The 25,858-nt window shown below is 41.1% G+C and carries 19 protein-coding genes; 16 read left to right on the forward strand and 3 right to left on the reverse strand.

Going from position 1 to position 25,858, the window contains the following annotated elements; all coding sequences use genetic code 11:
• Positions 1-25 precede the first annotated feature (25 nt).
• The 5 genes from FAY30_RS11840 to FAY30_RS11855 all read left to right on the forward strand — a co-directional run bounded on the left by FAY30_RS11840 (position 26) and on the right by FAY30_RS11855 (position 5,035).
• Positions 26-1,213, forward strand: coding sequence for a M24 family metallopeptidase (locus tag FAY30_RS11840; RefSeq protein WP_149870073.1), 1,188 nt, complete (start codon positions 26-28; stop codon positions 1,211-1,213).
• A 16-nt stretch (positions 1,214-1,229) separates the two neighbouring features.
• A complete protein-coding gene (locus FAY30_RS11845; protein WP_149870074.1) occupies positions 1,230-2,399 on the forward strand; it encodes a M20/M25/M40 family metallo-hydrolase in 1,170 nt (389 codons plus the stop codon).
• A 50-nt stretch (positions 2,400-2,449) separates the two neighbouring features.
• Positions 2,450-2,581, forward strand: coding sequence for a hypothetical protein (locus tag FAY30_RS27820; RefSeq protein ID WP_263315350.1), 132 nt, complete (start codon positions 2,450-2,452; stop codon positions 2,579-2,581).
• Positions 2,582-2,622: 41 nt separating this feature from the next.
• Positions 2,623-4,152, forward strand: a complete 1,530-nt coding sequence (locus FAY30_RS11850) for a sodium:solute symporter family protein (RefSeq protein WP_149870075.1) — start codon at positions 2,623-2,625, stop codon at positions 4,150-4,152.
• 133 nt (positions 4,153-4,285) lie between these two features.
• A complete protein-coding gene (locus FAY30_RS11855; protein ID WP_190284887.1) occupies positions 4,286-5,035 on the forward strand; it encodes an SDR family NAD(P)-dependent oxidoreductase in 750 nt (249 codons plus the stop codon).
• 92 nt (positions 5,036-5,127) lie between these two features.
• Here FAY30_RS11855 and FAY30_RS11860 read toward each other — a convergent pair whose 3' ends face one another.
• The gene (locus FAY30_RS11860) at positions 5,128-6,105 is read right to left on the reverse strand and encodes a M20/M25/M40 family metallo-hydrolase (protein WP_149870077.1); all 978 of its coding nucleotides are present in this window, start codon (positions 6,103-6,105) and stop codon (positions 5,128-5,130) included.
• 266 nt (positions 6,106-6,371) lie between these two features.
• Between FAY30_RS11860 and FAY30_RS11865 the strand changes: the two genes are divergently transcribed.
• Positions 6,372-6,557 carry a Fur-regulated basic protein FbpA gene (locus FAY30_RS11865; RefSeq protein ID WP_149870078.1) on the forward strand — a complete coding sequence of 62 codons (186 nt, stop codon included), beginning with the start codon at positions 6,372-6,374 and terminating at the stop codon, positions 6,555-6,557.
• A 131-nt stretch (positions 6,558-6,688) separates the two neighbouring features.
• Here FAY30_RS11865 and FAY30_RS11870 read toward each other — a convergent pair whose 3' ends face one another.
• The gene (locus tag FAY30_RS11870) at positions 6,689-8,050 is read right to left on the reverse strand and encodes a sigma-54 interaction domain-containing protein (protein ID WP_149870079.1); all 1,362 of its coding nucleotides are present in this window, start codon (positions 8,048-8,050) and stop codon (positions 6,689-6,691) included.
• Between the two features lie 276 nt (positions 8,051-8,326).
• Between FAY30_RS11870 and FAY30_RS11875 the strand changes: the two genes are divergently transcribed.
• The 9 genes from FAY30_RS11875 (at position 8,327) to FAY30_RS11920 (ending at position 22,126) form a co-directional block, all read left to right on the forward strand.
• A complete protein-coding gene (locus tag FAY30_RS11875; RefSeq protein WP_190284888.1) occupies positions 8,327-10,465 on the forward strand; it encodes an acetate--CoA ligase family protein in 2,139 nt (712 codons plus the stop codon).
• A gap of 62 nt (positions 10,466-10,527) precedes the next feature.
• Positions 10,528-11,769 (forward strand): acyl-CoA dehydrogenase family protein, encoded by a 1,242-nt coding sequence (locus FAY30_RS11880; protein WP_223820950.1) that lies wholly within the window; start codon positions 10,528-10,530, stop codon positions 11,767-11,769.
• 139 nt (positions 11,770-11,908) lie between these two features.
• Complete coding sequence (locus FAY30_RS11890; RefSeq protein ID WP_149870083.1) at positions 11,909-12,892, forward strand: NAD(P)H-dependent flavin oxidoreductase; 984 nt, start codon at positions 11,909-11,911, stop codon at positions 12,890-12,892.
• Between the two features lie 26 nt (positions 12,893-12,918).
• The gene (locus FAY30_RS11895; RefSeq protein ID WP_149870084.1) at positions 12,919-14,643 is read left to right on the forward strand and encodes a thiamine pyrophosphate-binding protein; all 1,725 of its coding nucleotides are present in this window, start codon (positions 12,919-12,921) and stop codon (positions 14,641-14,643) included.
• Between the two features lie 41 nt (positions 14,644-14,684).
• Positions 14,685-16,154: an aldehyde dehydrogenase family protein gene (locus FAY30_RS11900; RefSeq protein WP_149872680.1), complete on the forward strand. Its 1,470-nt coding sequence runs from the start codon at positions 14,685-14,687 to the stop codon at positions 16,152-16,154.
• 298 nt (positions 16,155-16,452) lie between these two features.
• Positions 16,453-17,628 (forward strand): Glu/Leu/Phe/Val family dehydrogenase, encoded by a 1,176-nt coding sequence (locus tag FAY30_RS11905; RefSeq protein WP_149870085.1) that lies wholly within the window; start codon positions 16,453-16,455, stop codon positions 17,626-17,628.
• Between the two features lie 71 nt (positions 17,629-17,699).
• Positions 17,700-19,118 (forward strand): amino acid permease, encoded by a 1,419-nt coding sequence (locus tag FAY30_RS11910; RefSeq protein WP_149870086.1) that lies wholly within the window; start codon positions 17,700-17,702, stop codon positions 19,116-19,118.
• Positions 19,119-19,421: 303 nt separating this feature from the next.
• The gene (locus FAY30_RS11915) at positions 19,422-20,684 is read left to right on the forward strand and encodes a mechanosensitive ion channel family protein (protein WP_149870087.1); all 1,263 of its coding nucleotides are present in this window, start codon (positions 19,422-19,424) and stop codon (positions 20,682-20,684) included.
• Between the two features lie 74 nt (positions 20,685-20,758).
• Positions 20,759-22,126 (forward strand): dipeptidase, encoded by a 1,368-nt coding sequence (locus tag FAY30_RS11920; protein WP_149870088.1) that lies wholly within the window; start codon positions 20,759-20,761, stop codon positions 22,124-22,126.
• 395 nt (positions 22,127-22,521) lie between these two features.
• On the opposite strand, the gene FAY30_RS11925 is transcribed toward FAY30_RS11920, so the two are convergent.
• Positions 22,522-23,244, reverse strand: a complete 723-nt coding sequence (locus FAY30_RS11925) for a YqcI/YcgG family protein (protein WP_223820951.1) — start codon at positions 23,242-23,244, stop codon at positions 22,522-22,524.
• A gap of 390 nt (positions 23,245-23,634) precedes the next feature.
• On the opposite strand from FAY30_RS11925, the gene FAY30_RS27510 reads away from it, so the two are divergent.
• Positions 23,635-25,851, forward strand: a complete 2,217-nt coding sequence (locus FAY30_RS27510; protein WP_223820952.1) for a S8 family serine peptidase — start codon at positions 23,635-23,637, stop codon at positions 25,849-25,851.
• Positions 25,852-25,858 lie beyond the last annotated feature (7 nt).

Consider the following 25,858-nt stretch of genomic DNA (forward strand, 5'->3'; position numbering starts at 1 on the left):
TTCAGCAGAAAGGTGAGAAACAGTAATGGCAGAATTTGATTTTGAACAACCTATAAGCATGGAGAAAATGAGAGAATACAGGCTTACTAGAATAGATGAGCAAATGAAAATACACGAGCTTGACTGCATGATTACCATGAGGGTTGATAATGTGCGCTATTTAACAAGCTTCCGCCCGAACAGTCCGAATGTATTTTATTATTTCAGGTATGCAGCGGTTAAAGCTGTGGGTGATGACCCTTGGGCTTTGGTTGCAAGCGGTGACTATGACAGGGCTATTGCGTTTATGCCATGGCTTAAACAAAAGGTAAAACCACTTCCAATGGATCCAATGCTCAGTGTAGCCCAATTTAAAGAAATTTTTAGTGAGCTTGGTCTCAAAAAGGGCGCCAAAATTGGAATTGATGAAATGGGATTCCAGCTATTTCAAGTATTCAAAGAAACGTTTTCTGATTATGTGTTTGTTGATGGGCGCCAGGCCTTCGCAAAAGCGAAAGCGGTAAAATGTGCTGAAGAAATATATCTAATTAAAAAGGCGTGTGCTATTGCTGAAGCGGGCACACAGGTTGCTATTGAAAACCTGCGTCCGGGACTTTCCGAAATAGAGGTTTCAGCGATGATACATAATGAAATGATCCTGCGCGGCTCGGAAGGCGGCCACACACATCCTACACAAGTGAATTCCGGTGAGAATGCCATAACGCTTGTCCGGTTCCCGACGGAGAGGATCATCAGAAACGGAGACTTTGTGTTGATGGATGTGGGCTGTTGTTACAACGGATACCACAGTGATTTTTGCCGGACGGTGATGGCAGGAAATCCTTTAAACAATGAGCAGAAAAAAGTATATACGGCCGTTTATGACGCGACAATGGCAGCCATTGAGGCCTGCAAACCGGGAGCTTTGACTTCTGATATAGACAAAGCATCAAGAGATGTTCTCCGTAAGGCCGGTTATGAGAAATATTGGTATTTTGGTGTGACAGGACACGCCACGGGTGTTTGTCTTCAGGAGGCTCCTATTATTGGAGAAGCATCTGCAAAGGGTGAAAAACCATGGGTGATTGAGCCGGGAATGGTATTTTGCATTGAGCCGTCAGTGCATCTTCCAGGTGTTGGCGGCGTACGGATTGAGGATATGGTGGCCATTACAGAAGATGGTTATGAACTGCTAACCCAGACCGAATACGAAAACAGACTTTTGCTTAAATAAGAAAGGGGTTCATTTCATGACAGAGGCAAACATGCTTTTGGATTATATGGAAACGCATAATAATGAGTTTTTAGAGGTGTTAAAAGAAGCTGTGCTGATCGAAACACCAACAGAAGGTGACAAGGAAGACCTTAAAAAGTGCAGGGATTATTTTGCAAAAATCTTTTCCGATATTGGCTTTACGTGCACTGTTGTCCCAAGTAAGGACAGCCGCTATGGTGACCATTTGCTTATGGAATTGGGTAAAGGCGATGAGCAGGTACTTTTTGTAGGACACTATGATACGGTTTATTCAAAGGGGTCATTTGGTGAGCTATGGAAACAGGATGGCACAAAGGTGTGGGGACCTGGTGTCCTTGATATGAAAGGAGGAGATGTACAGGTATACATGGTTGCCAAAGCCCTTAAGGAGCTAAAGCTGCTGCCTGAAAACAAAAAGATTGCTTTTTTCTTAAGCTCTGATGAAGAAGCTGGAAGCTATTCCTCACACATGTACTATGAGGAGCTGGCAAAAAAGAGCAAGGCTGCCTTTGTAATGGAAAGTACAAGGGGCGACTATGTCGGCGGCTTAAAAATCGGCCGCTTTGGCAGAAGCAACTATACCTTTGTGGCGGAGGGAAAACCAGCTCATTCGGGTCAGGAACCTGAAAATGCTGAAAGCGGCTTAATGGAACTGGCACAGCAGGCCGTTTATCTGGAAAGCCTATCAGACGTGAATAGGGGTATAACGGTTGCCTGTACATGCTTAAAGAGTGGTCATGCCGGCTGGCCAACCGTTCCCGGGGATGGAGAGCTTACAATCGATGCAAGATTTTCTTCATCAGAGATGGCGTTGGAATATGATCAGCTGTTTAAGAATCTTAAGCCATTTAACCCTAACGTTAAAATTACCACAAAGGGTGGCATAGAAAAGCCGCCTTTTGATGAAAAGGACCCTAAACATAAGGCCTTGTATGAAAAGGCCAAAGAGGTTGGTAAAGAGTTTGGGATGGAAATGGAGGGCATTATTACACGAGGCGGCAGCGACGGCAACTTTACCGCATCTGTTGGGTGCCCGACGCTTGACGGTTTGGGAATGAGCGGGGATTTTGTCCACCAGCCAGGCAAGGAATATATAAATACAGATCATGTTGCCATAAGAAGTGCATTTGTGGCACGAATGGTGCTTGAGGTTTTAAGAGGTTGAAGCAAGCCGAAAATATATAGAGTTTACTAGAAAAGGAGTGGAGAGATTTTATGGGAGACGTATATTGGATGGCTGCAATTCTTATCATTCAGACAGTTTTATCTGTAGGTATTTGCGTGGTGCTGTCTAAAAAAACAGAAAGCGTGCTGGATGAACCAAAGGATTCAATGAATGAACAATAAATGTATCCATGTTTCTACCTTAAATTGAAAGGAGATAGTGTATGAATATTTATATTATCGTTTTTATTCTTTACTTGCTTTTTCTAATTGTAATCGGATTTTTAGCTTCAAAAGGACAGGAAGATACAGCTGATGATTATTATGTAGCAGGAAGAAGCATGAACAAGTGGGTTGTTGCCGGTACATATGGCGCCAGTTTTATGAGTGCCGGAACCTTTATTGTACAGATTGGAGCCAATTATGCTGCCGGTTGGTCGCAGATTTGGAATTTTAATGCTACAATCCTTCCCATGTTTATATTAGCGGCATTTTTTGCAAAAAAATTCTGGAGAATCGGCTATTATTACGGAGCACGTTCCATGCCAGACCTGATTGCTTTAAGGTATCCTTCTAAATTTACAAGAGGCTTTTATTCGCTTTTGATCCTGATGATTTATACGGTTGGGATGGCAGCTATGTACCTGGGGATTTTTACCGTTTTAAGTCTTGTTACAGACCTTTCTTATATGACATGTATTATCATAGGCGCGGTTGTGGTTTTACTTTATTCTTATTCGGGCGGCGCAAAGGCTGTCGCGTGGACGGATACGGCCTGCCTTGTTTTAATGATATTTGCCATTGTTGTATCGGTGAGTGTGGCATTAGTTAAAGGTGGAGGCTTTGAGAATCTGATATCTGCTTTTGGACAGGCTTCTGTTCCAGAAGGAAAGCCATGGGCAGGGGGTTCTGAACTTTTATCTCCAACAAACAGCTATTTTACCTTAAGTATGGTCATCTCATTCTTCCTTGTATGGACAATGGGTAATCTATCACAGCCACATCAAATGACAAGGGTCTACCTTGCAAAGGATGAAAAGGCTGCGATCAGTGGTGTTGCCCTTATCCTTATACCAAACTGTATTATTCTGATCGGCGGGCTTATTATAGGAGCATATGCAAGGGTGACCTATCCAAACCTTGATAAAATTGACTATGCCTTCCCAACGGTTGTTATGGGTATTCTCCCGCCCTTAGTTGCTGCAATTGTTCTGATTGGTATTATTGCAGCAGTTATGTCAACAGCTTCAACGATGCTTATTATTTCAGCCCAAGCCGCAGGCTATGATATTTATAAAAAACTGATTAATCAGAATGCATCAGAAAAAACAGTTGTTAAAATTTCAAGGGTCACCATGATTGTCTGTACGGTTTTATCCATAATCATTGCGTATTTTGCTCAAACAGTTCAAGGAATCTTCTTCCTATGGTCATCAGCGTTTGCGATGATGGGAGCGGGAGTCCTGCCATCGCTTATTGGCACCTTCTACTGGAAAAGAGCCAATTCACAGGCATGTCTTGCCAGCATGATCGTCGGCTTCGGTTCTACAGCGGCAATGTATATCTTCCCGTCATTAAAGCCACTATGGGCAGTTCACCCGATACTTCCTGGACTGATCCTTTCGGTTACAGCCTTTATTCTAGTGGCATTATTCACTAAAAAGCCGGATGACGATATCATTGAAATGTTCTTTGGCGAAAAGCTGAAGGATCCAAGCAAACGGACTAAAAAAGCAGTTCGAGCAGTTAGTTAGTAAAAAATTTTTTGATAGATTTGATAATTAATTAAATGATAGTGAATGAACTTAGGGTTTTCGGGTATCAAGCAGTATCGGAAATCCTGAGTTTTTTCCTTAGTTGGAAGATTTTACGATGGAGGGACGTCCGATGAAAAATAAGGTTGCGGTTATTACCGGCAGTACATCAGGAATAGGTGAGGATATTGCCGTTAAATTTGCGGCAAATGGCTGTAAGGTAGTGGTAGTTGGAAGAAATGAGGAAAGAGGGAACAAAATTGTTGATACAATAAAGTCAGAAGGCGGCGAGGCCATATTTGTGAAGGCTGATGTTTCCCAAAGCAGTGAGTGTGACGACTTATTTAAAACGGTGCTAAACACTTATGGGACTGTCGATATACTTGTCAATAATGCTGGTACTATGCGCAATTTGCCCATTACAGAAATGAAGGACGAGGACTGGGACGAAATTATAAAGGTAAACCTTACATCCTATTTTTTATGCTGTCGTGAGGCAATAAAAATAATGAAGGAAAAAGGGTATGGCAGGATTATTAATATTTCTTCAAGAGGGTGGCTGGGCGGTACAGCCCAGTGTAATTATGCAGCTTCAAAGGGCGGAATAGTTAGCCTTACAAGGTCGCTTGCTTTAGAAACGGCAAGAATGGGAATAACGGTAAATTGTGTTGCGCCTGGTATGATTGATACACCGCTTCATCAACAGAGCACAGAAGAGGAAGTCGGATTTCGCATGAGCAGTCAGCCAATGGGGAAAGTGGGTACTCCAAGGCAGGTTACGAATGTCGTGGAATATTTTGCGGACGAGGAAAATTGGTTCACCACAGGTCAGGTATTATATGTATGCGGAGGAATGAGTGTTTTGGCGTCACTGTCTTCCTAAGAATGAGGTAACTGAGAAGGAAATTATCTATTTTATGTAAAAAACAGGAGTGTTAGAGATCGTAACACTCCTATGAATCAATGAAATTGCTTTTATTTGGATGTACTAGTTTTATCCATAAATTTTAACAGATCAGTTAACAGAGTACTGAAGGTTGACAGATGTTCTTGAATTCTGCCTGGGTATTCTCGTTCAATAAATTCAATGGTATCTTTATCGGTATGCCATACACCACCATATTGAACAGTTTGGTCATAACCATCTAGTTCACCGATTTCCCAGTTAGTTGCTTCTAGGTATCCGTATGGAATACCAAGGTTTTTAAATGGTGCATGATCACTCCAGTCACCGGTTGTACCTGCAGGATATTCTGGATTCAAGCCGGGATTAGTACCAACAGGTAACTTCTTCTTTTTCACAATCTCCAAGGCTTGATCACGTATAAAACCAGCCTTTCCAAGTCCCCCATAGACATACATCTTATCACCGACTGCAAGACTATCCATATTAATCATACCAATTGTATTTTTAATTTCCGCTGGTGTCATATTGGCAGCATAGTTAGTTGAACCTCTTAAACCGGTTTCTTCCGCACCAAAGGCGATGAACACAATAGAGTATGGGGTTGGGATATTTTTCAGCACTTCAGCTACTTCCAATAAGACTCCGACACCCGATGCATTATCATCAACTCCAAGTCCAACAGAAACCGAATCATAATGAGCGCCTACAATGATTTGTTTACTTGATTTTCCAGGCTTATACGCAATAATGTTTGAGGAATGGGTTGTTGTTCCCCTTCTTATGTAGCTAAAATCTTGTACGGTTGTTTCCAAGCCGACCCGTTCGAATTGACCTTTAATATATTGCTCTGCTTTTCGCTCATTGTCCGTTCCTGCCACCCTTGGACCTATTTCATATGCTAAATATTTCATGTGTTCATAGGCCATTGCCCCGTTTTTGTGTACAAGGGAAGGCTTGTATGTAACAGTTTCAGCAGAAGCTCTACCAACAATTGTCAAAAGACTAAAAATCAATGCGATAAAGGATAAACTTATTTTCTTCTTCATTTCGTCTGCACCTCATCTATTATTTTTTATAAGAATAATAGATTCTATAGTAAAAAACAAGAAAAATGCATAAAAATGAGAAAAAATGAGTATTTATCCATTGAGAAGACTTTTTATTTTCAATTCATACTTTACAGATAGGAATTGTATGTTTATAATGAATATAACAAAAATAAACAAGTAAAACCAATGGGAATTTCTTGGGTTGGTAAATGGAACGGTAACGTCTTTCTTAGCGAAAAAGGAAAAATGGGGGAGTGTTTCTTATGAACAATAATCATGTGGAAAAGAAGAGACAAAAACTTATCAATAAGCTAATTTTTTTAAATGTATATAAGAAAGAGGACAAAATGCTGTACGAATTACCGCTATCAAGGTTAGAGCATGAATATAAAAGATACAGATTGCAAAACCATCCACATGGGGAGTTTGGTTCTATTCAATGGATATAGTTTTTCAGTTAGCACTACATTTAGAAAAGCAGACCTTGAAATCAAATCGAACAGGTGATAAATATTAATTCATAAAAAATAATCCGCCCTTGAACTAGGGTGGATTACTTTCTGTTTTTTTCCATAAATAGTTATTTTATACTGCGTAAATCGCCGCAATATTCTTGGATAAGCTTTGTTGCAGTCGTTTGGCTAATCTGTAAATCTTTTGCAACCTTTCTCGAACTTTTGAATTTTTGATAGGATTTTCTGATCATATATTCTTTTGCTTGGTCAATGGCCTCGTCCAGTGTCCTAGGCTCATTTAACTGAAGATCTGTATCCTGTTTTTTATGGAATGTTTCCGGAAGATCGTGAAAATCAATGACAGCATCACTGATAATGACCAGCTTCTCGATTAAGTTTGCCAGTTGGCGTATATTTCCCGGCCATGAATATCCCGCCAGTACGCCAAGGCACTTTTGAGAAATAAGCTTATTCGACTCATACACTTGGTTAAATTTATTTAGATAATGATAGATAAGTGGAATAATATCTTCCTTTCTCTCTCTAAGTGGCGGTAAGGTGAGATCAATCACATTTAAGCGGTAGTATAAATCCTCTCTAAATTGCCCCGTTTCAATCTGCTTTACCAAATCCCGGTTTGTTGCTGCAATGAACCGGATATTTACTTTCTTCTTCTCTTGCCCGCCAATTGGAATAAATTCTTTATCTTGTATTACTTGAAGTAATTTTGCTTGGAGAGAGAGGGACATGTCGCCTATTTCATCAAGGAAAACGGTTCCATTATTCGCCACTTCCAGCAATCCCATTTTCCCTGAAGGATTAGATCCGGTAAAAGCCCCTCTTGTATACCCGAACAGTTCTGATTCTAATAACTCCTCAGGAATGGCTGCACAATTGATGGTTAGAAAAGGCATGTTTTTACGTTTACTTATTTGATGAATATAATTGGCAAGCACCCCTTTCCCAGTACCTGATTCCCCTTGAATTAAAATGGTAGAATCTGTTATTCCGACCTTCTGGCAAAAGGCAAGGATCCCTTTCATTTTAGTGGAACGAGAAATTATTCCGTGTTCCTCCTGTGTCTGCGATTTTTTGTTCACGTTTAACGTAATAATTTTGTGGTTTTTTAACTCTCTTGCGGTTGTAATCAATAATTCGACTTCATTCTTATCATTTAAAACGGGGATGGCTGAAGTAAGCAATTCTATACCCATATTCGTTGTTTGAATAATTGAAAATGGCTTTTTCCTTTTATAAACTTCTGGATAAATGGCTGGGGTCCAATACTTTTTTTCTAACAAGTCATTACTATATTTGCCCAGTAAATGCTCCCTTGGTAAACCATAATTTTTTTCGCAAACTTTATTTGCATAAATAATTTGTCTGTCGCGGTTAAATATGAAAATCTCGTCTGATGAATAATCCAAAAGTTCTTTAAGAGTTTCCCCTGCTATTTCGATATTGTCAGGGTTAATTGACTGATTCATTCCACAAATTCCCCCATAAATAATTATGAATATTCCAATAACAAGAGTATATCATAAGCACTCTGTAAGTTCAGTGAAAAATACCACGATTATTCTGAATGATCACGAACGGATGAGCAGGTGAGTTAATTATGGTTCAAGTGAGTATACAAAACTCATTTTAAGGAGAGATACCTGTCGAAGAAAGGTGTAAAACAAAGGTTTTAAATAGTGGCACAAAATTTGCATTATATATTTGTGTATGTGGTTCAGTTGGAAATGATGGGGGGGGAACGAATGGAGGGTAGACTGGAAAATTTAAAGCGAATGCTTAATCCCAGACATCTTGTTTTAATAGGCGGTAAAAATATTATCCAAAAAGGTATTCAAAATTGTAAAAAGATAGGATTCCAAGGGGAAATTTACGCTGTAAATAAAACAGAGATGGAAATCGAAGGAGTTCGCTGCTACAAAAACATAAATGAACTTCCGCGGGTGCCAGATGCAGCTTTTATTGCCATACGGGCTGATAGAGCCGTTGAGGCCATAAAGGAATTGCGAACAATGGGAACCTTTGGATGTGTCTGTTACGCTGCGGGATTTTCTGAAGTGGGCAATAACCATTTGCATAAGGATCTCATCGAGGCTGCCGGTGATATGGCATTGATCGGTCCGAATTGTTATGGAGTAATAAATTACTTGGATCAAGTGCCATTATGGGCCGATCGTTTTGGATCCGAACCGACGGATAAAGGTGTCGCAATTATTAGCCAAAGCGGAAACCTGAGCTTTAATATTACCATGAATGGCCGCTCATTGCCGCTCGCATACGCACTGAGTATCGGCAATCAAGCAGTGCTTGATATCGCTGATTATATGATGGCTATGTGTGATGACCCAAGGGTTACAGCAATTGGTTTACACATCGAGGGTCTGGGTAATATGGAAAAGTTTATTCAAGCCGCCAAAACGGCTTTGGAAAAAGGAATTCCTATCGTGGCATATAAAACAGGTGTTTCTGAAATCGGAAGTCAATTAACCATGAGTCATACCAGTTCATTGGCTGGATCGGATGACCTCTATCAAGCGCTGTTTAAACGCCTAAATATTTGCCGGGTTGATTCACTGTCTGCATTTTTGGAAACGTTAAAGTTATTTTCAGTTGCAGGATCAATAGAGGGGCGAAATGTAGGAGTTCTGACAGTATCAGGTGGCGAATCAGCAATTACGGCCGATGAAGCAGCGAAAAACGGGTTTTCCCTTCCAGATTTAACTGCTAAACAAAGGGAAGAACTGAAATCACAGTTGACGAAGTTTGAACATGTGTCCAATCCCCTTGACTATAATATGTCCATTTGGGGAGATGAAGAAAAATTAGTCAATTGTTTCACAAGCTTTATGCAAGAACAATTCCATACTACATTGCTCATTTTTGATTACTTGGATAATGAGTATAGAGATATGGAATCATGGGAAGCTGTCGTCAATGCCTATATACAGGTTCATAAACAAACGCGAACACAGGCACTTGTTATATCAGTATTGCCAGAAGGAATGCCTATTCATTTTCGTGAAAAATTCCTATCTAATGGGATTACACCTCTGCAAGGGATGACAGATGCATTTACCGCGATTAACGCTGTTACAGTATATAACGAAAGAAGAAGGAATAACTTCCCTGTACCATCTAACTTGTTATTGCCCAAAGATCGACCTCAAGAGAATGAGGGCATTGTGTTGGATGAATGGCAGGGGAAACAAGCACTTCTTTCGTATGGTGTAAAGGTCCCTTATGGAAAAATGGTCTCTATTGAGGATGAACATCTAATAGACGAAGGAATGGCAGGGCCATTTGTCGCTAAAGGAGTAAGCGCAAAGGTTGCCCATAAAACCGATATCGGCGCTGTCAAATTGAAATTGCAAACGGAAGAGGAAGTTAGACAGGCATTGCTAGACATCCATAAGAATTTGGCAGATAAGATGGATGTTGACGACATACGGCTTTTAGTGGAAGAAATGATACCAAATGCTGTGGCTGAATTAAACATAGGTATAAAGCGGGATGATCAATTTGGATTGGCTTTGGTGATAAGTATGGGTGGTATACTTGTCAATTTAGTAAATGATAGTGTACCTGTTCTATTGCCTGCAAGTCGTGAAGAAATTTTGGAAGCGCTGTATTCGCTTAAAGGAATAAAATTAGTAACAGGATTTAGAGGCAGCCCTAAAGGGGATATTGAGGCGGTCGTAAAGGCGGCTGAATCCGTGGCAGCCTATGCTGAAGCCCATCGAAATAATATCTTGGAAATGGAGATCAATCCGCTTTTAGTACTCCCTGAAGGTCAAGGTGCAGTAGCTGTGGATGCTTTCATAAGAACAGTTGCCGGTACAGTCAAAACAGAAGAACCAAGTGTTCAAAAAATAATGCCATACTGACGTAGAAATTAGTTTTCAAAATGAAAAATTAGTTGAACATCACTTAATAGGAGCTGATAATAATGGATTTCAGGATTCCAGAAGAAGTAAAAGAAGTTGTAGCCTCAATTGAAAAATTTGTTGAGCGGGAGGTTGAACCGCTTAAAAAGAAATATCATAAACAATTAAGCAATGGAAGATACTTTTATGATGAAAATGGATTGTATTCAAAAGAAACGATGGAAGCCATTCGCCAGGTTAGGGCAAAATCTGCCGAAGCGGGCTTTTTCAATATGTTTGCCCCTCCAGAATTGGGAGGAACGGGGGATGTATTTGGCCCCGTAAATATGGCTCTTATTCACGAAATGGTCTATAAAAAATTTGGTCAAGATCTATTAACCCAACATATTTTCCCAATTGGTTTATTTACCGATGGGCTGACCCCAGTTTTGAAAGGGCTTAGACAAGAGGTGAGGGATGAAATATTACCTGGAGTACAAAGTGGGGAAACCTGGTTATGTTTTGGACTTTCAGAACCTGACGCGGGTTCCGATATATGGAATTTAAAAACACGAGCGGTGAAAGATGGCGACTATTGGGTTCTAAATGGAACGAAACAATGGATTTCGTATGCCGCTTATTCTGACTATGCAATGATTTTTGCCATTACAGAGCCTGAGATGGCCAAACAAAGAAGCGGGGGTATCACGTGTTTTCTTGTCCCAATGGATGGGGTTACGTGCGTGTGTGATAATGCAATAGCCCTATTAGGGAACCTGGGCGGGGAGGTAGGAATCATTTCTCTCGAAGATGCCAGGGTACATGAGAAATATATTATTGGTGAATTGCATCAGGCATTTGGAACAGCACTTGATGGAATAAACCTTGGACGGTTATCTGTGGCCGCAAACTGTGTCGGTACCGCACAATGGGCTTTAAATAAAGCCATTGACTATGCAAATGTACGGAAAACATTTGGTACAACCATAGGTAATCACCAGGCGATACAAATGATGCTGGCGGAATGTGCACTCGAAATCTATGCAGCTCGAAATATGGTGCTGCACTGTGCGTGGAAGGTGGAGACCCAAAAAGGCACTCCAGTCAAGGAGCTATCAATGGTTAAAGCACACTCAACCGAAATGACACAGTCCGTTCTTGATAAGTGTATGCAAATTCATGGTGGTATGGGATTAACGAATGAGCTGGGGCTTGAACATGTATGGAGATGGGCAAGAGAACAACGGATACCAGATGGTACGACAGAAATGCAAAAACGGACAATAGGAAAACAACTATTAAAGGGTGACACTAGTTTTTCATAATCATGAAGTGATTCCAATTGTTGGATTGATGGACTCACCCGTCTTAAAGTCACTGATGTATGTAATGACCTTTTTAGGTGAGTCCATGTAAGTTTTCTGGTAGTAAGCTAGATTCATAAAGTAGAAGAGGTGTTGAAGTATGAAAACAAGATTAACTGAGTTATTAGGAATAGAATATCCCATTATTTGCGGCGGAATGTTTCAGGTCGGCAGAGCAGGGTTGGCGGCTGCTGTATCTGAAGCAGGTGGATTAGGCATTATTACTTCGGCAACACAAGGAACACCTGAACTGCTGCGACAAGAGATTCGTAAGGTTAAATCGTTGACGAACAAACCCTTTGCCGTAAATCTGAGCCTTTTTCCAAGTCAAACCCCCATCCCAAATAAAGAATTTATTCAAGTAATGATTGAAGAAGATGTTCGAATTGTTGAAACGAGCGGCAGGAGCCCTGAACCATTCATGCCAATGTTTAAAGAAAATCATTTCAAAGTTATTCATAAGGTAGTTGGACCTAAATATGCAAAAACTGCGGAAAGGGTAGGGGTAGATGCCATAACGGTTGTCGGTAATGAAACAGGTGGTCATCCCGGAATGAGCGATGTCGGGACGTTAGTGGCGCTTCCCCGTGTTGTTGATTCCGTTAACATTCCAGTTATTGCTGGAGGCGGAATTGCTGATGGAAGAGGATTAATAAGTGCCTTAGCGCTCGGGGCTGAAGGTGTTCTCATGGGTACTAGATTCATGGCTACGAAAGAATCGCCTATTCATGATCATGTGAAAGATTGGATGCTTGAAGCGGATGAAACAAATACGATTATTGTTCAACGAAATATTGGAAGTCCTTCACGTGTGGCAGTCAATGAAGTGAGTAAAGAGGTGGAACGGCTGGAAAAGGAAGGAGCAACCATCGAGCAATTACTTCCGTTAATCACGGGTAAACGAGCGAAAAGTGTTTATTTTGAAGGAAATGTGGATGGTGGACTGATGTCGTGTGGGCAGTCTGTTGGTTTGATTAAAGAAATACCTTCAGTGAATGAACTCATTCAACAAATGATTTCGGAAGCAAAAAAATCCCTAGTTTTTATTCAGGAACGTGTGAATAGTGAAGAAATTGTAAGATAAAAACGCAATGTTTGGAGGGTATTACCATGAACAATCAAACGGAATTCACAGTTGCAGACGCAATCGTAAAAGAGCTTGTTCAAGCAGAAGTGAACGTAGTTTACGGGATCGTTAGTATTCACAATATGCCGATTTATGACGCGATACTAAGGGAAGGAAGCATCCGTATCGTCACTGCCCGCGGTGAAAGTGGAGCGGTCAACATGGCTGATGCCTATGCACGTGCGACAGGAAAATTGGGCGTTGTCATAACAAGTACTGGTACTGGAGCTGGGAACGGTGCAGGTTCATTGGTAGAATCATGGAACGCAGGGACTCCTGTTTTGCACATTACAGGGGAAGCTGATTCAAATTATATTGGAACGGATCAACGTTATATCCACGAAGCGAAGGATCAGTTAAAGATGATGGATGGTGCAAACAAAGCTGCCTATTTGTTGAAGCGTCCAAAGCAAATCACCCCATTTATGCGATTGGCGATTAAAGAGGCACGGACTGTTCCGACTGGTCCTGTTACTATTTCCATTCCAACGAATTTCCAATCGCAAATAATCCCGCAAAATCAATTGGTCGAGGTGGAAATGGGTCAAAATTCAAAAACGAAAATCAACATTCCTGCAGAAGTACTTGAAAAGATTGCTACAGCAAAAAGACCAGTCATCTGGGCAGGAAATGGAGTGATTGCTTCTAATGCCTCTGAGGAACTTCAAATGCTGGTAGATAAGATTCAACCTGCAGTCGTTACAAGTGAATCCGGTAAAGGGTCAATCCCTGAAAATCACCCGCTTTGCATCGGTAACTTTGCTTTTACTCCTCAAGTGGAGGAACTATTGAGAAACTCGGATCTACTTCTCAGTATTGGGGTCCGTTTTCGCGGAACGGAAACGAATAACTGGACGCTCCCAGTACCAGAAAATCATATAAATATCGACTTGAATCCCAATGCATTAAACCGCAACTTTGATACATTGTATACACTGGTTGGGAATGCAAAAGACGTTTTACATGAGATCAACATTGCGTTAGCACAAAAGGTGATTCAACCAGATGCTGCTTATGTGAATGAAGTGAAGGCTGCCCGTCATGCCGTTCGTGATGAACTTCGCAGCAATATTGGCCCTTACGGAGACGTTGCAGATATCATACGTGAACAGCTGCCTGAGAATACGATTTTGGTGACTGACGTAACCATACCCGGATATACTTGGGGGAATAAATTGTTCGACATTTATGAACCAAGAAATTACCTTTACATGACCGGGGGGGGAATCGGTCAAGGGTTGCCAATGGCGATTGGTGCCAAAATTGGTCAGCCAGAAAAGCCTGTCGTTCTTATTGTAGGAGACGGCGGATTCATGATGAATGCTGGTGAGATGATTACTGCGATTCAGGAAGATACGCCGATTATCGTTCTCTTATTTGATGATGGCGGATATGGAATCTTAAGATACTACCAAGAAGCAGCTTATGGCAGACGTACATCTGTCGACTTGAAAAATCCAGATTTCGTCATGATGGCAAAATCAATGGGCTTTGAATCAGAGAAAGTATCCTCGGTCGGTGGGTTTAAGGATGGGTTAGCAAATGCAATCGCTAGCAAGAAACCTTATATGGTTGTCGTTGATGTTGAAGCAGTAGGAGTATTGGAATACAAGGATACGGACGAATACATTGCATCTTTCCGTCCAAATCAAAATACGGATACGTTTTCACCGAATTCAGGCGTTCATCCACCATTTCAAAATGTGTGAACAGGCGGAGGCCATAACAATGGGGAGGAAACAAAGGTATGATAATAGAATTGAAACAATATATAAATGGACAATGGACAGATTCCAGTAACCCGCAAAAACTTGATATCATGAATCCTGCTACACAAGAAGTCATTGCCAGAGCCCCAAAAGCAACAAAAGCTGAAACAGAAGAAGCAATCAAAATAGCGAAGAGAACGTTTGAAAGTGGAGTATGGTCTGATCAATCCCCGCAGGAGAGGGCGGCGGTTTTACTTCAGATTGCTGATAAACTGCAGGAAAATATTCATGAGTTAAGGGATTTGGAAGTTCAGAATAATGGAAAAACAAAAAGAGAGGCACAGTCGGATGCTGAGGAGGCGGTTCATACATTTCGTTATTACGCAGGTCTGCTTAATGCCCCTAATGGCCAAGTGTTTGAAGCATCTCAGGATATGCAGACATTGATTGTAAAGGAACCGATCGGTGTTGCGGGATTAATTGTTCCTTGGAATTTCCCTTTATTGATGAGTGTTTGGAAGATTGCTCCGGCATTGGCAGCAGGAAATAGCATTCTATTAAAATCGGCAGAAATTACCCCAATGACAGCGGTAAAAGTGTTTGAGCTGATTGATCAAACTGATTTACCAAAGGGAGTAGCGAACCTCCTTATGGGATCTGGATCGGTTGTCGGCCAGACGATTGCTGAAAGCGATGATGTGGATGTTGTTTCTTTTACTGGAAGCACAGAGGTCGGCCGCCAAATCATGCAGGCGGCGACTACAAATATGAAAAAAGTGTCCCTTGAGTTGGGAGGGAAATCTCCGAACATCATTTTTGATGATGCAGATTTAGAAACAGCCGTCGATTACTCCTTATTTGGCATTTTCATGGGTTCTGGGCAAGTTTGCTCTTCGGGGAGCCGTATTCTTGTCCAAGAGAGTATCTACGAAGAATTTGTGGAGAAATATGTAGAAAAAGCAAAGGGAATACGAGTGGGTCCCGGAAATGATGAGCAATCCCAGATGGGAGCCATTGTCAGTGAAAAGCACTTTGAGAGTATACTAGACTACATCCAGATTGGCATAGAAGAGGGTGCGACCCTTTCTCTGGGCGGCCATCGAATCGAGAAAGACGGTTTGGAAAGGGGATTTTTCATTGAACCTACCGTCTTCACCCACGTAACAAGCGATATGCGGATTGTCAGGGAAGAAATTTTTGGTCCTGTTGTAACGATCCAGAAATTCACGAATGAAGAAGAGGCCGTCAAGATTGCCAACGACACAGTGTTCGGACTTGCGGGTGCGGTTTTCTCTACCGATCAAAACAAGGCACTAAGAGTTATCAAAAAGGTCCGTGCCGGCATCACATGGGTGAACGCCTACCATCTAACGAATATTCAAGCCCCTTGGGGAGGCTATAAACAAAGTGGTATTGGCAGAAGCCTTGGTACGTATGGGCTGGATGAATATCAGGAGACGAAACAAATTAATATTAATCTGGATCCAAAGCCTATATATTGGTTTGAATAGAGGCTTAACGAAAAGCCTGCAGGTAATCTTCAGCAATATTTTTTACAAGGGACCTACATGTTAGGGTAAGGGTGAGTTTGCAGGTACTCGTTGAACACCATTGCACTCACTTGCATAGGCATAAAACCTTATGAGTCCGCTGTTTTGTTCATAGAAAAGTTGGCATGAATTTTGCTAGTAAACTAGTAGGTGTAGATATGGGATGGGAGCAATATTAATCGATAATTTTGAAAGCGCTTTAATGGAGTGTGCTATCATACTATTAGATAACATTTTCAAAATGAAGGAGGTATGAAGATTGGATAAACCATATTTAGTTGTAGAGTGGAATGATACGGAAACAGATGCACAAGGGTGGTTAGTTGTTCATAACTTCATAAAAGGTTATACAGGCGGCGGAACGAGAATGCATCCGTCCGTGACAAGGGAAGAGGTTATACGATTAGCCAAGGCAATGGCTTATAAGTATGTAGCTAATGACAGCGGAACGACTGGGGGATGTAAGGCTGGTATTTCTTATGATTATAAAGCCCCGGATGCATATGCCGTATTAAGAAGATTTTTAATTGCCATGATGCCTTATATTGATATTGGCGTATCTTTGGGAAGTGATTTAGGTACAAAATATGAAGATGTGCTCAAGATTTTTAACGAATTCGGCATTGATATCCCTTTGACGAAGTCAATGAAACACGATCCTGCTGTGCGTCATGGGATAAAGGAATTTGACAGGCTGATGAAGACAAGTATTGACGGATTACCTTTATATGATGCTGTCACAGGATATGGTGTTGCCTTTTCAGCAGATGAAGCGTGGAAATTTAAGAACGGTAAAGGCGGAGCAAGGGTTGTTATCCAAGGCTTCGGTTGTGTAGGTGCAAGCTGTGCATTAAAACTGTCTCAATTAGGCTATAAAATAGTCGGAATATCGGATGCAAACTTGTTAGTCACATGTGATGATGGTTTAGATGTTCAAAAGCTCATTAACCATAAAAATGGATATGGAGAAATGGATCAAGCCTATTTTGAATCGAACTATATTGTAAGGCCAAACTCGGACTGGCTTCATGTGGACTGCGATATCCTCATCCCATGTGCATTAGAGGACGTAATAAATAAGTCAAATGCTGATACTGTAAAAGCAGGTTTGATAGTTGAAGCTGCAAATATTCCAATCTCTTCCGATGGAGATCAAATCATCAAACAAAGAGGAATCGACATCGTCAATGATTTTGTTGCGAACCTAGGGGCCATAAGATTTTATGACGCCGTTATTTTTGGACTGGTCAATCCGGATCCGCAGTCCGTCATAGACGATATTGAAAAGCTATGCAGAAAAAATACCTATCGATTATTTTCGGAAGCAAAGAAACAAAACAGGTATCAGCGAGACGTTGCCTATGAAATTTTTAAACCGGAAGTCAGCGATTTAGTAGAGTTTGCTGATCCTTCCGAAAAGGTTCAGCTCGGATAAACTGTCAGTATTACAGGCAATCATTCTAGTAAATAGACCATGGGGATAGAAAAAAAATTGGGAGGGATTAGATGCAGCAAGAACTAGGTAATCAACCAAAAGAATTAAAACGTTCAATGAAAAGTAGACATTTATTTATGCTTTCCATAGGCGGAGTCATTGGAACTGGTCTTTTTCTAGGATCCGGATATGCGATTGGTGAGGCCGGACCTGCAGGATCGATTGTTGCCTATTTGGTCGGTGGATTACTTATGTACTTGGTCATGGTTTGCCTTGGAGAACTATCCGTCGTGATGCCGGTATCAGGCTCCTTTCAGGCCCATACAGAGAAATTTATCGGTCCTGCCTCCGGGTTTATGATTGGCTGGACCTACTGGTTGAGTTGGGCTATTTATGTAGGACTGGAGTTTATTGCGGCCGGTTTGCTAATGGCCAGATGGTTTCCAGATGTACCAATATGGGTATGGTGTGCAGTTTTCACCTTACTTTTGTTTGGTATTAACGCTTTGACGGCAAGAGGCTTTGCCGAGATGGAATATTGGTTCTCTGCGATAAAGGTACTTGCTGTCATTCTTTTTATCGTGATTGGTGGAGCTGCCGTGTTCGGATTGATTCCGATCCAGGGGGAATCTCCCCCATTCCTTTCAAATTTTTTCGGTGATGGATTATTTCCAATGGGATTCATTGGTGTATTTATTTCGATGATGACAGTCGTGTATTCATTTATGGGTTCGGAAATTATGGGTGTTGCAGCAGGTGAAACAGAGGATCCTGAAAAGAGTATCCCAAAGGCCATTCGTAGTATCATTATCCGTATTTTACTTTTCTATGTACTTGCAACCTTTGTCTTATCAGCCATTGTTCCGTGGAAAGAAGCGGGGGTTCTCGAAAGCCCGTTTGTAACTGTGTTCGATATGATTGGAATTCCCTATGCAGCTGATATTATGAATTTCGTTATTTTAACAGCCATTCTTTCGGTGGGAAATACAGGTTTGTTTGCTTGTGCGAGAATCCTTTTTTCCCTTTCACAAAGTGGGCATGCCCCTCGTTCATTCGGAAAGGTAAATAAGCGCGGTGTACCTATGAACGCATTGATCGTGTCTCTCGCTTTTGCCTTGTTGTCCTTGCTGACTAGTGTCGTAGCAGAAGAAACATTATTTGTGGTGCTTCTTGCTATCAGTGGTGTTGGAGGATTGGTTACGTGGATGGCGATAGCGCTTGCACAGTATAAATTTCGTAAACAGTATATTGCGAGTGGTGCAAAGTTGGAGGATTTGAAATATAAAGTTCCTTTCTTCCCTTTAGTTCCGATTGCGTGCTTCATCATGTGCATTGGAATCGTCGTGTTTACCGCTTTCGATCCAACACAGCGGACATCTTTGTACATAGGATTCGGCTTTGTTGTCGCATGCTATGTTTTTTACCATTTTAAATTTACTAGAAAAGCTACAATCGAAACAAATAGCCAACATGATAAAATAGGGCATTGAATTTTCGGAATCATCAAAAAGTTAAATGATTACTAACAAAGAACCTAAAGTTAATTGAAGCAACAATGTAGCACTGTGGACTGCTAAACTTGAAGGGAATTGCATGGACCGTAGGATGTGACCATCACCAGCGGTCTTTTTTAATATATACAATGTATAGATATATTAAAAAGGACCGCCATAGGTCTCTGCCAATCTAATTAAGTTGCGATCGTGAATAACTAGTGAAAAGGACCTGAGCCGTCCCCATGGCTTTCTGTTATAATTGGCAATATATCAAAATAACATCAAGGAGAGGCATATATGAATTACATAAGTGAACTGCTTAAAGAATTTGAAATAGATCCCACCATTGCTGGGTATCTTTCTACTATGATTATGATTCTTCTTATCTGGATGATCTGTGTTGCAGCGCATTTTATCACAAGAAAAGTAGTCATCAGGGTGATCGCTCATATTGTGAAAAATAACAAATTCACGTGGGATAAAATACTCTTGGAACGAAGGGTATTCCATAAGTTATCTCATTTTGTTCCTGCCATCATAATCTATTTTTTTTCATCAACCTTTCCAAGCTATCAGAATTTGATAGAAAATAGTGCCATTGCCTATCTTATCATTGTGGGTTTATTGGTGATGAGCAGCTTATTAAATGCGATTAATGATATTTATCAAACCTATGAAATATCGAAGATTAAGCCAATCAAAGGGTATATCCAGGTAATTAATATTATTGTCATAACATTTGGAGTAATAATGGTAATTGCGAACCTGATTGGTAAGAGTCCACTTGTTTTTCTAAGCGGGATTGGTGCGCTTTCCGCCGTACTGATGTTGGTTTTCAAAGATTCGTTATTAGGACTTGTTGCAGGGATTCAATTGGCTTCCAATGATATGGTTCGGGTGGGAGACTGGATTGAAATGCCGAAATACGGGGCAAATGGAGATATCATTGATATTTCTTTAAATACCGTAAAGGTACAAAATTTTGACAAAACGATTACCATGATTCCAAGCTATGCGATGATATCCGATTCCTTTATAAATTGGCGAGGGATGCAAACCTCTGGAGGGCGCCGAATTAAGCGATCATTATTTATTGATACAACTAGTATTTCATTTTGTACCGAGGAGATGATGAAGAAATTTTATACAATCAATCTTCTTTCGGACTATATGAATAATCGGGAAAGTGAAATTGAAGAGTTCAATAGGAAGAACGATATTGATCGGAGCAATCCGGTGAATGGAAGGGCTCTGACCAATATCGGTGTATTTCGGGCGTATATCAGCAATTACATTCAACATCATCCTGGAATCAATCAAGAAATGAGCTTAATGGTCAGACAATTAGAACCAACAGAACATGGGCTGCCACTCGAAATCTATGCATTTTCAAATGATATACGGTGGGCAGTATACGAATCGGTACAAGCTGATATCTTTGACCATCTTTTCGCTGTAGCACAAGAGTTTGGACTGCGCTTATTCCAGAACCCATCGGGTCATGATTTGAAAGCGATGGTGGATGAATCAAAGGGAGAAGTAATGAATCTTAGGGGGTAGATTGGTTGATGTTTGTTCTCCCCTTCAATTTTGTATAAAATAAGAATAGGAAATAAAGTAGAAAAGGTGATAATATGGGAAATTTATCAGAAGCCATATCAAATAATCATCATGAGAATATTGAGGAGTTAAAAGAACTGCTCCGGATTCCGAGCGTCAGTTCCTTATCTGAGCATAAAGAGGACATTCAAAAAGCAGCTTCCTGGATTGCTGATAAATTAAAAAATATAGGAATGGAACATGTGGAAATCGTACAAACAAAAGGACATCCTATTATCTATGCGGACTGGCTTCATCGGGAAAACGCCCCAACCGTCTTAGTGTATGGCCATTATGATGTACAGCCCGTGGACCCTGTTCATTTATGGGAAACTCCTCCGTTTGAACCGACAATCCGTGATGAAAAGATTTTTGCCAGAGGAGCAACAGACGACAAAGGGCAGACGTTCTTACATATCAAAGCAATGGAAACATTATTGAAAGTAGAAGGCAAATTGCCGGTTAATGTAAAATTTTGCATCGAAGGGGAAGAAGAAATCGGTAGTCCCCATCTTTCATCCTTTTTATCCGAAAATAAAGAGAAATTATCCTGTGATGTGGTTGTGATTTCCGATTCTGATATGTGGGACAGAGGAGTGCCAGCGATCACCTATTCATTAAGAGGTCTTTGTGCACTAGAGTTTTCCCTAAAAACCGCAAATTCTGATTTGCACTCAGGCATGTTTGGAGGGGGAGTCCAGAATGCCAATCATTTATTGGTACAGCTGCTTGCAACCCTTCATGATGCAAACGGAAAAGTAAATGTGGAGCATTTTTATGATGATGTCACAGAACTGACTGAATATGAAAAGGAACAAATTAAAGCATTGGGTTTCAATGAAGAAAAGCTGAAACAATCGTTAGGGTTGACGGAATTAACTGGAGGGGAAAATGATTTTCCTTATCCTGAGAAAATTAGTTCCCGGCCAACATTAGAAATAAACGGCCTATGGGGCGGATTTCAAGGAGAAGGAACAAAAACGGTTATCCCGAACGAGGCACATGCCAAAATCACTTGCCGTCTCGTTCACAATCAAAACCCGGAAAAGATTCAGCAATTGATTAAGAAGCATCTGGAAGAACACGCACCCAAAGGTTGCACAATAAAGGTGACTCTTGGCGACACGGGGAATCCGTTTTTAACTCCCATCGACAGTCCGATGATCCAAAAAGCGGCCGATGCGTATCAAAACGTATATGGGAAAGCACCTGTTTACAAACGAGAAGGCGGTTCCATTCCGATTGTATCGGATTTTAGCCATTCCCTACATGCACCTGTTGTTTTAATGGGATTCGGTTTACCAGATGAAAATCTTCATGCACCGAATGAACATTTTAACTTAGAAAACTTTGATAAAGGCATTTTAACCATTTGTTCCTTTTTAGAACTTCTTACTAAGTAAAAAGGGGCGCTATCACTACCTGAATTTTAGGGTCAGATCCCCGATGTGCTAACGCTTTAGCGCACCGGGGGTCTGACCCTTTTTAAAGGGGATTCATTTGTTCCACAGGAAGTAACGAAAGAAGCTCTTGCTAAGGATGCGCCTAAATTTGAAGGAAATTCGGAAAAATATTTGATCCGTTCTGAGAAGAGCCGCTTCTTTTAAAACCTGCGGCGGAGGTTGTAGCAAAAAAGCGAGAATAAGGGTAAAAAGGCTGACCAGTCATAATGTCTGGTCAGTTTTAATGTGTGCCCTGCATGGGTGATGAAGAGCACCAATTCCTCATCATCATCCTTAACTTTCTATGCCTGTTAAGAACTGCTCCGGATTAATAAATTATAATAATTTTTATCATTTTATCTCTTAAGTCCTCGGTGGAAAGGGCATTTAGATAATGAAGTATCGTCATCTCGAAGAAAATATTGTTTCCACTCAAAATTATCCTCTGAGCCATAGCTGTTTAAATCAGGGTGGATCGGGGCGGAGTCATAGTTTGCCAGCCTTTTGCGAACCTGAGCTTTTATATTTTGGGCAAATTTCTGTGATTTGTTAAACTCCTGAAGAACCCAACGTGGTGTAATGGCGAGCAGCATCACCTCAAAATGCCTGCTTCTTCGATTCACATGCGCTGGGGTGGCACAATACATAAAATACTTTTCACCATGATAGCAAAATTCCCAAATCGGATCATGTGGGTCAGTAGGGATATCCTGTGGCCAATCAAAACAGTCTATAGCACATAGCCCAGAAAGATGACGCCAAAATAATTGTTCGTAATCTTCAGCTTTATAAGCTTCTTTCATATCCTCAGGCGTTTCATAAAAAACAATCAGAGATGTATAATGGCCAAAATCCCTTGAAACTTCCGTAAAATTGCTAACTAACTCTGCGAGTTCGTGAATGGTGGAAACTTCCCTCGGATCTCCAATAAAACCGTAGCACAACTGATTTAGAGAGAACCCTATCGTGGCTGGGATACAGGGAAATGGTATTTCTTTATCACTTAATTTAATGGAGAATTTCTCTAAGGCATTTTTTTCCCACTCTTTTAGTTGACTTATAAGCGAAGGATCATTCATGTATAGTCCTTTCATTATTGGCACCTCCAATAGTTAGTGCATTATATTCGAATGACCTGAGGGACGGTTCCTCCGGTATTTTTTCGACATGCGAATGCCCCCATCCACACGGAAATCATTTGGGGTAATTGAATCCAGGAGAAAAGGACTAGTATTGTGCGAATTTTCAATCATAAATACATCTAAATCCCCTCAAAGAACCCATGCGATTTGAATAGACTACGAATTTTCCGAAATCCGTAACTAAATATCGCCTTATATCCTTCGTTTTTTGCTAATAAAACCCCAATGGTTGAATTTTCCTAATATTACTATAATAGTAGGTGTAAATTGCATTAATAGAAAGGGAGGTACTTATATATTACAAATTTAATAGAAAGCAGGGAGATTATGAAAAGGAAAACATTTAGGAAACAGGCTGCAGCCATTACTCTATCAGCCGGTTTACTCCTATCGTCGGCAAACTTCATCCACACACCAAAAGTATCTGCAACAGGCTTTAAAGCTGAGAACATTCTTTCTTCTCTTACACCGGAGCAAAGAACAGCCTTAAAGCAACTGGAATTAACTGATCGCATCGGTCTTCAAGGAATCAGCAAAGAGGAATTGAACAGCGATAAAGAGATAGAAGTAATCGTTCAGTTCCGCTCGAAGCCCGGAAAAATTGCCGTTCTGGATGCTGAAGTAAAGGGGAAGAAGCTTTCACCAAAACAAGCCAGTGAACGGGTAACAAAGGATCATGAAAAATTTAAAGAAGATATCAAAAAGATGCTTCCGGCCAGCAATTTGAAAAATAAAAAAGGTAATCATCAAATCACTGCTGAATATGAAACGGTTTATAATGGGGTCGCAATGAAACTGCCGGCCAATCAAGTGGAAAGTCTCTTGAAATCCGACGTGGTAAAAGCAGTATACAAAAATGAAACCTTTAAGGTGGACCCGATTCCATTAGGTGATAAAAACGGAGGCACCCCTGGGACTTCGGTAGAAAGTTTATCATATTTAAAGGTGGACAAGCTTCATCAGGAAGGACTGACGGGCAAAGGCATCAAAGTGGGGGTAATCGATACAGGAATTGATTACAACCATCCGGATTTGAAGCCGGTTTATAAAGGCGGTTACGACTTCGTTGATGACGATAATGACCCGATGGAAGCCACCTATAACAACTGGCAAGAAAGTGGAGGACCAGAATTCATTGGGGATTCAACTTATTATACTTCACACGGAACCCATGTCGCCGGAACAATAGCCGGGCAGGGAACGAATAAAGAGATTTCCGTTGAAGGTGTGGCGCCGGGTGTCGATTTATATGGATACCGTGTTCTCGGACCTTATGGCAGTGGCGGTTCTGATGATGTCATTGCCGGGATTGAAAAAGCGGTTGAAGATGGCATGGATGTCATCAATCTTTCGCTTGGGTCAATGATAAATGACCCATATTTTCCGACTAGCACTGCTGTCAATTTTGCCGTCTTAAGCGGGGTTACTGCGGTTGTCGCTGCAGGGAATGCTGGTCCCGGAGAATATACGGTAGGTTCCCCTGGTACAGCCGCACTTGCCTTAACGGTTGGAGCGAGCGATGTACCCATGACGGCTACTACCTTCAAAGGAAACATGGGGACAGAAACGGCCTTTGAACTCGTTAGTATGGCCCGCAACTATACCGATCAATTAAAAGATCTGGATGGAAAATCCTATCAGGTTGTCGATGTCGGGTTAGGAAACAGTTCTGACTATCTTGGTAAAGATGTGCAAGGAAAGATCGCCCTTGTTGCTCGCGGCGAATTTGCTTTGGCGGAGAAAGTGACCAATGCAAAAAAGGAAGGTGCTGCAGCGGTTCTCCTTTATAACAATGTAGATGGAAAAATTGATGCGAATCTTGGTGAATCAACCTCATATATACCAACCTTTTCGGTAACGAAGGCCGAAGGAGAAAAGGTAAAGGCACAGCTAAATGCCGGGCAAACAACTGTTACTTTTTCAGGCTATGAGGAAATTCAATCAGAAGGCAACCGTCTTGCAGACTTTAGTTCGAGGGGGCCGGTAAGACAAACTTACGGGATGAAACCGGAAGTAATCGCACCGGGCGTGAGCGTCCTCTCAACTGTTCCATTCTATATGGCTGACCCGAAAAATCCAGAGAACTATCAATTTGCCTACTCCCGTTATTCTGGAACGTCCATGGCAACGCCATTTACAGCAGGTGTTGCCGCGATCATGCTGCAGGCAAATTCAAAATTAAAACCGGAAGATATTAAAACGGTATTGATGAATACATCCGATCCACTTAATGGGGACTACAGTGTTTTTGAAGTTGGAGCAGGGAGAATTAATCCATATAAGGCCGTGCACAACGGTGCAAGTTTCCAAATTATCGACAAAACACACATTTCGGGTGCGGAGGATGTAGCGGAAGTGAAGGCATTAACCGGTGGGCTAAGCTTTGACCACGAACTGACCGATGAAAACCTGCACATTACCAAATCTATTAAAATAACAAACTATGAAAAAACGAAGAAATCATTCTCTGTGGCTATTACCGAAGGAAAAGGTTCCAACAAGTTAAAGGAAAATGGCATGGCGATTATCATGTCCAATAAGTAAATCTAAA

The organism is Bacillus sp. S3 (assembly GCF_005154805.1).
In the GTDB taxonomy this organism is placed as follows: Bacteria; Bacillota; Bacilli; order Bacillales; family Cytobacillaceae; genus Neobacillus.

Excerpts from the sequence above, each read along its gene's own strand:
- FAY30_RS11925 (WP_223820951.1), bottom strand. The coding sequence starts at position 23,244 with ATGAATGATCCTTCGCTTATAAGTCAACTAAAAGAGTGGGAAAAAAAT.
- FAY30_RS11890 (WP_149870083.1), top strand. The coding sequence starts at position 11,909 with ATGAAAACAAGATTAACTGAGTTATTAGGAATAGAATATCCCATTATT.
- FAY30_RS11895 (WP_149870084.1), top strand. The coding sequence starts at position 12,919 with ATGAACAATCAAACGGAATTCACAGTTGCAGACGCAATCGTAAAAGAG.
- FAY30_RS11860 (WP_149870077.1), bottom strand. The coding sequence starts at position 6,105 with ATGAAGAAGAAAATAAGTTTATCCTTTATCGCATTGATTTTTAGTCTT.
- FAY30_RS11880 (WP_223820950.1), top strand. The coding sequence starts at position 10,528 with ATGGATTTCAGGATTCCAGAAGAAGTAAAAGAAGTTGTAGCCTCAATT.
- FAY30_RS11850 (WP_149870075.1), top strand. The coding sequence starts at position 2,623 with ATGAATATTTATATTATCGTTTTTATTCTTTACTTGCTTTTTCTAATT.
- FAY30_RS11915 (WP_149870087.1), top strand. The coding sequence starts at position 19,422 with ATGAATTACATAAGTGAACTGCTTAAAGAATTTGAAATAGATCCCACC.
- FAY30_RS11920 (WP_149870088.1), top strand. The coding sequence starts at position 20,759 with ATGGGAAATTTATCAGAAGCCATATCAAATAATCATCATGAGAATATT.
- FAY30_RS27820 (WP_263315350.1), top strand. The coding sequence starts at position 2,450 with ATGGGAGACGTATATTGGATGGCTGCAATTCTTATCATTCAGACAGTT.
- FAY30_RS11845 (WP_149870074.1), top strand. The coding sequence starts at position 1,230 with ATGACAGAGGCAAACATGCTTTTGGATTATATGGAAACGCATAATAAT.
- FAY30_RS11855 (WP_190284887.1), top strand. The coding sequence starts at position 4,286 with ATGAAAAATAAGGTTGCGGTTATTACCGGCAGTACATCAGGAATAGGT.
- FAY30_RS11840 (WP_149870073.1), top strand. The coding sequence starts at position 26 with ATGGCAGAATTTGATTTTGAACAACCTATAAGCATGGAGAAAATGAGA.
- FAY30_RS11875 (WP_190284888.1), top strand. The coding sequence starts at position 8,327 with ATGGAGGGTAGACTGGAAAATTTAAAGCGAATGCTTAATCCCAGACAT.
- FAY30_RS27510 (WP_223820952.1), top strand. The coding sequence starts at position 23,635 with ATGAAAAGGAAAACATTTAGGAAACAGGCTGCAGCCATTACTCTATCA.
- FAY30_RS11910 (WP_149870086.1), top strand. The coding sequence starts at position 17,700 with ATGCAGCAAGAACTAGGTAATCAACCAAAAGAATTAAAACGTTCAATG.
- FAY30_RS11865 (WP_149870078.1), top strand. The coding sequence starts at position 6,372 with ATGAACAATAATCATGTGGAAAAGAAGAGACAAAAACTTATCAATAAG.
- FAY30_RS11870 (WP_149870079.1), bottom strand. The coding sequence starts at position 8,050 with ATGAATCAGTCAATTAACCCTGACAATATCGAAATAGCAGGGGAAACT.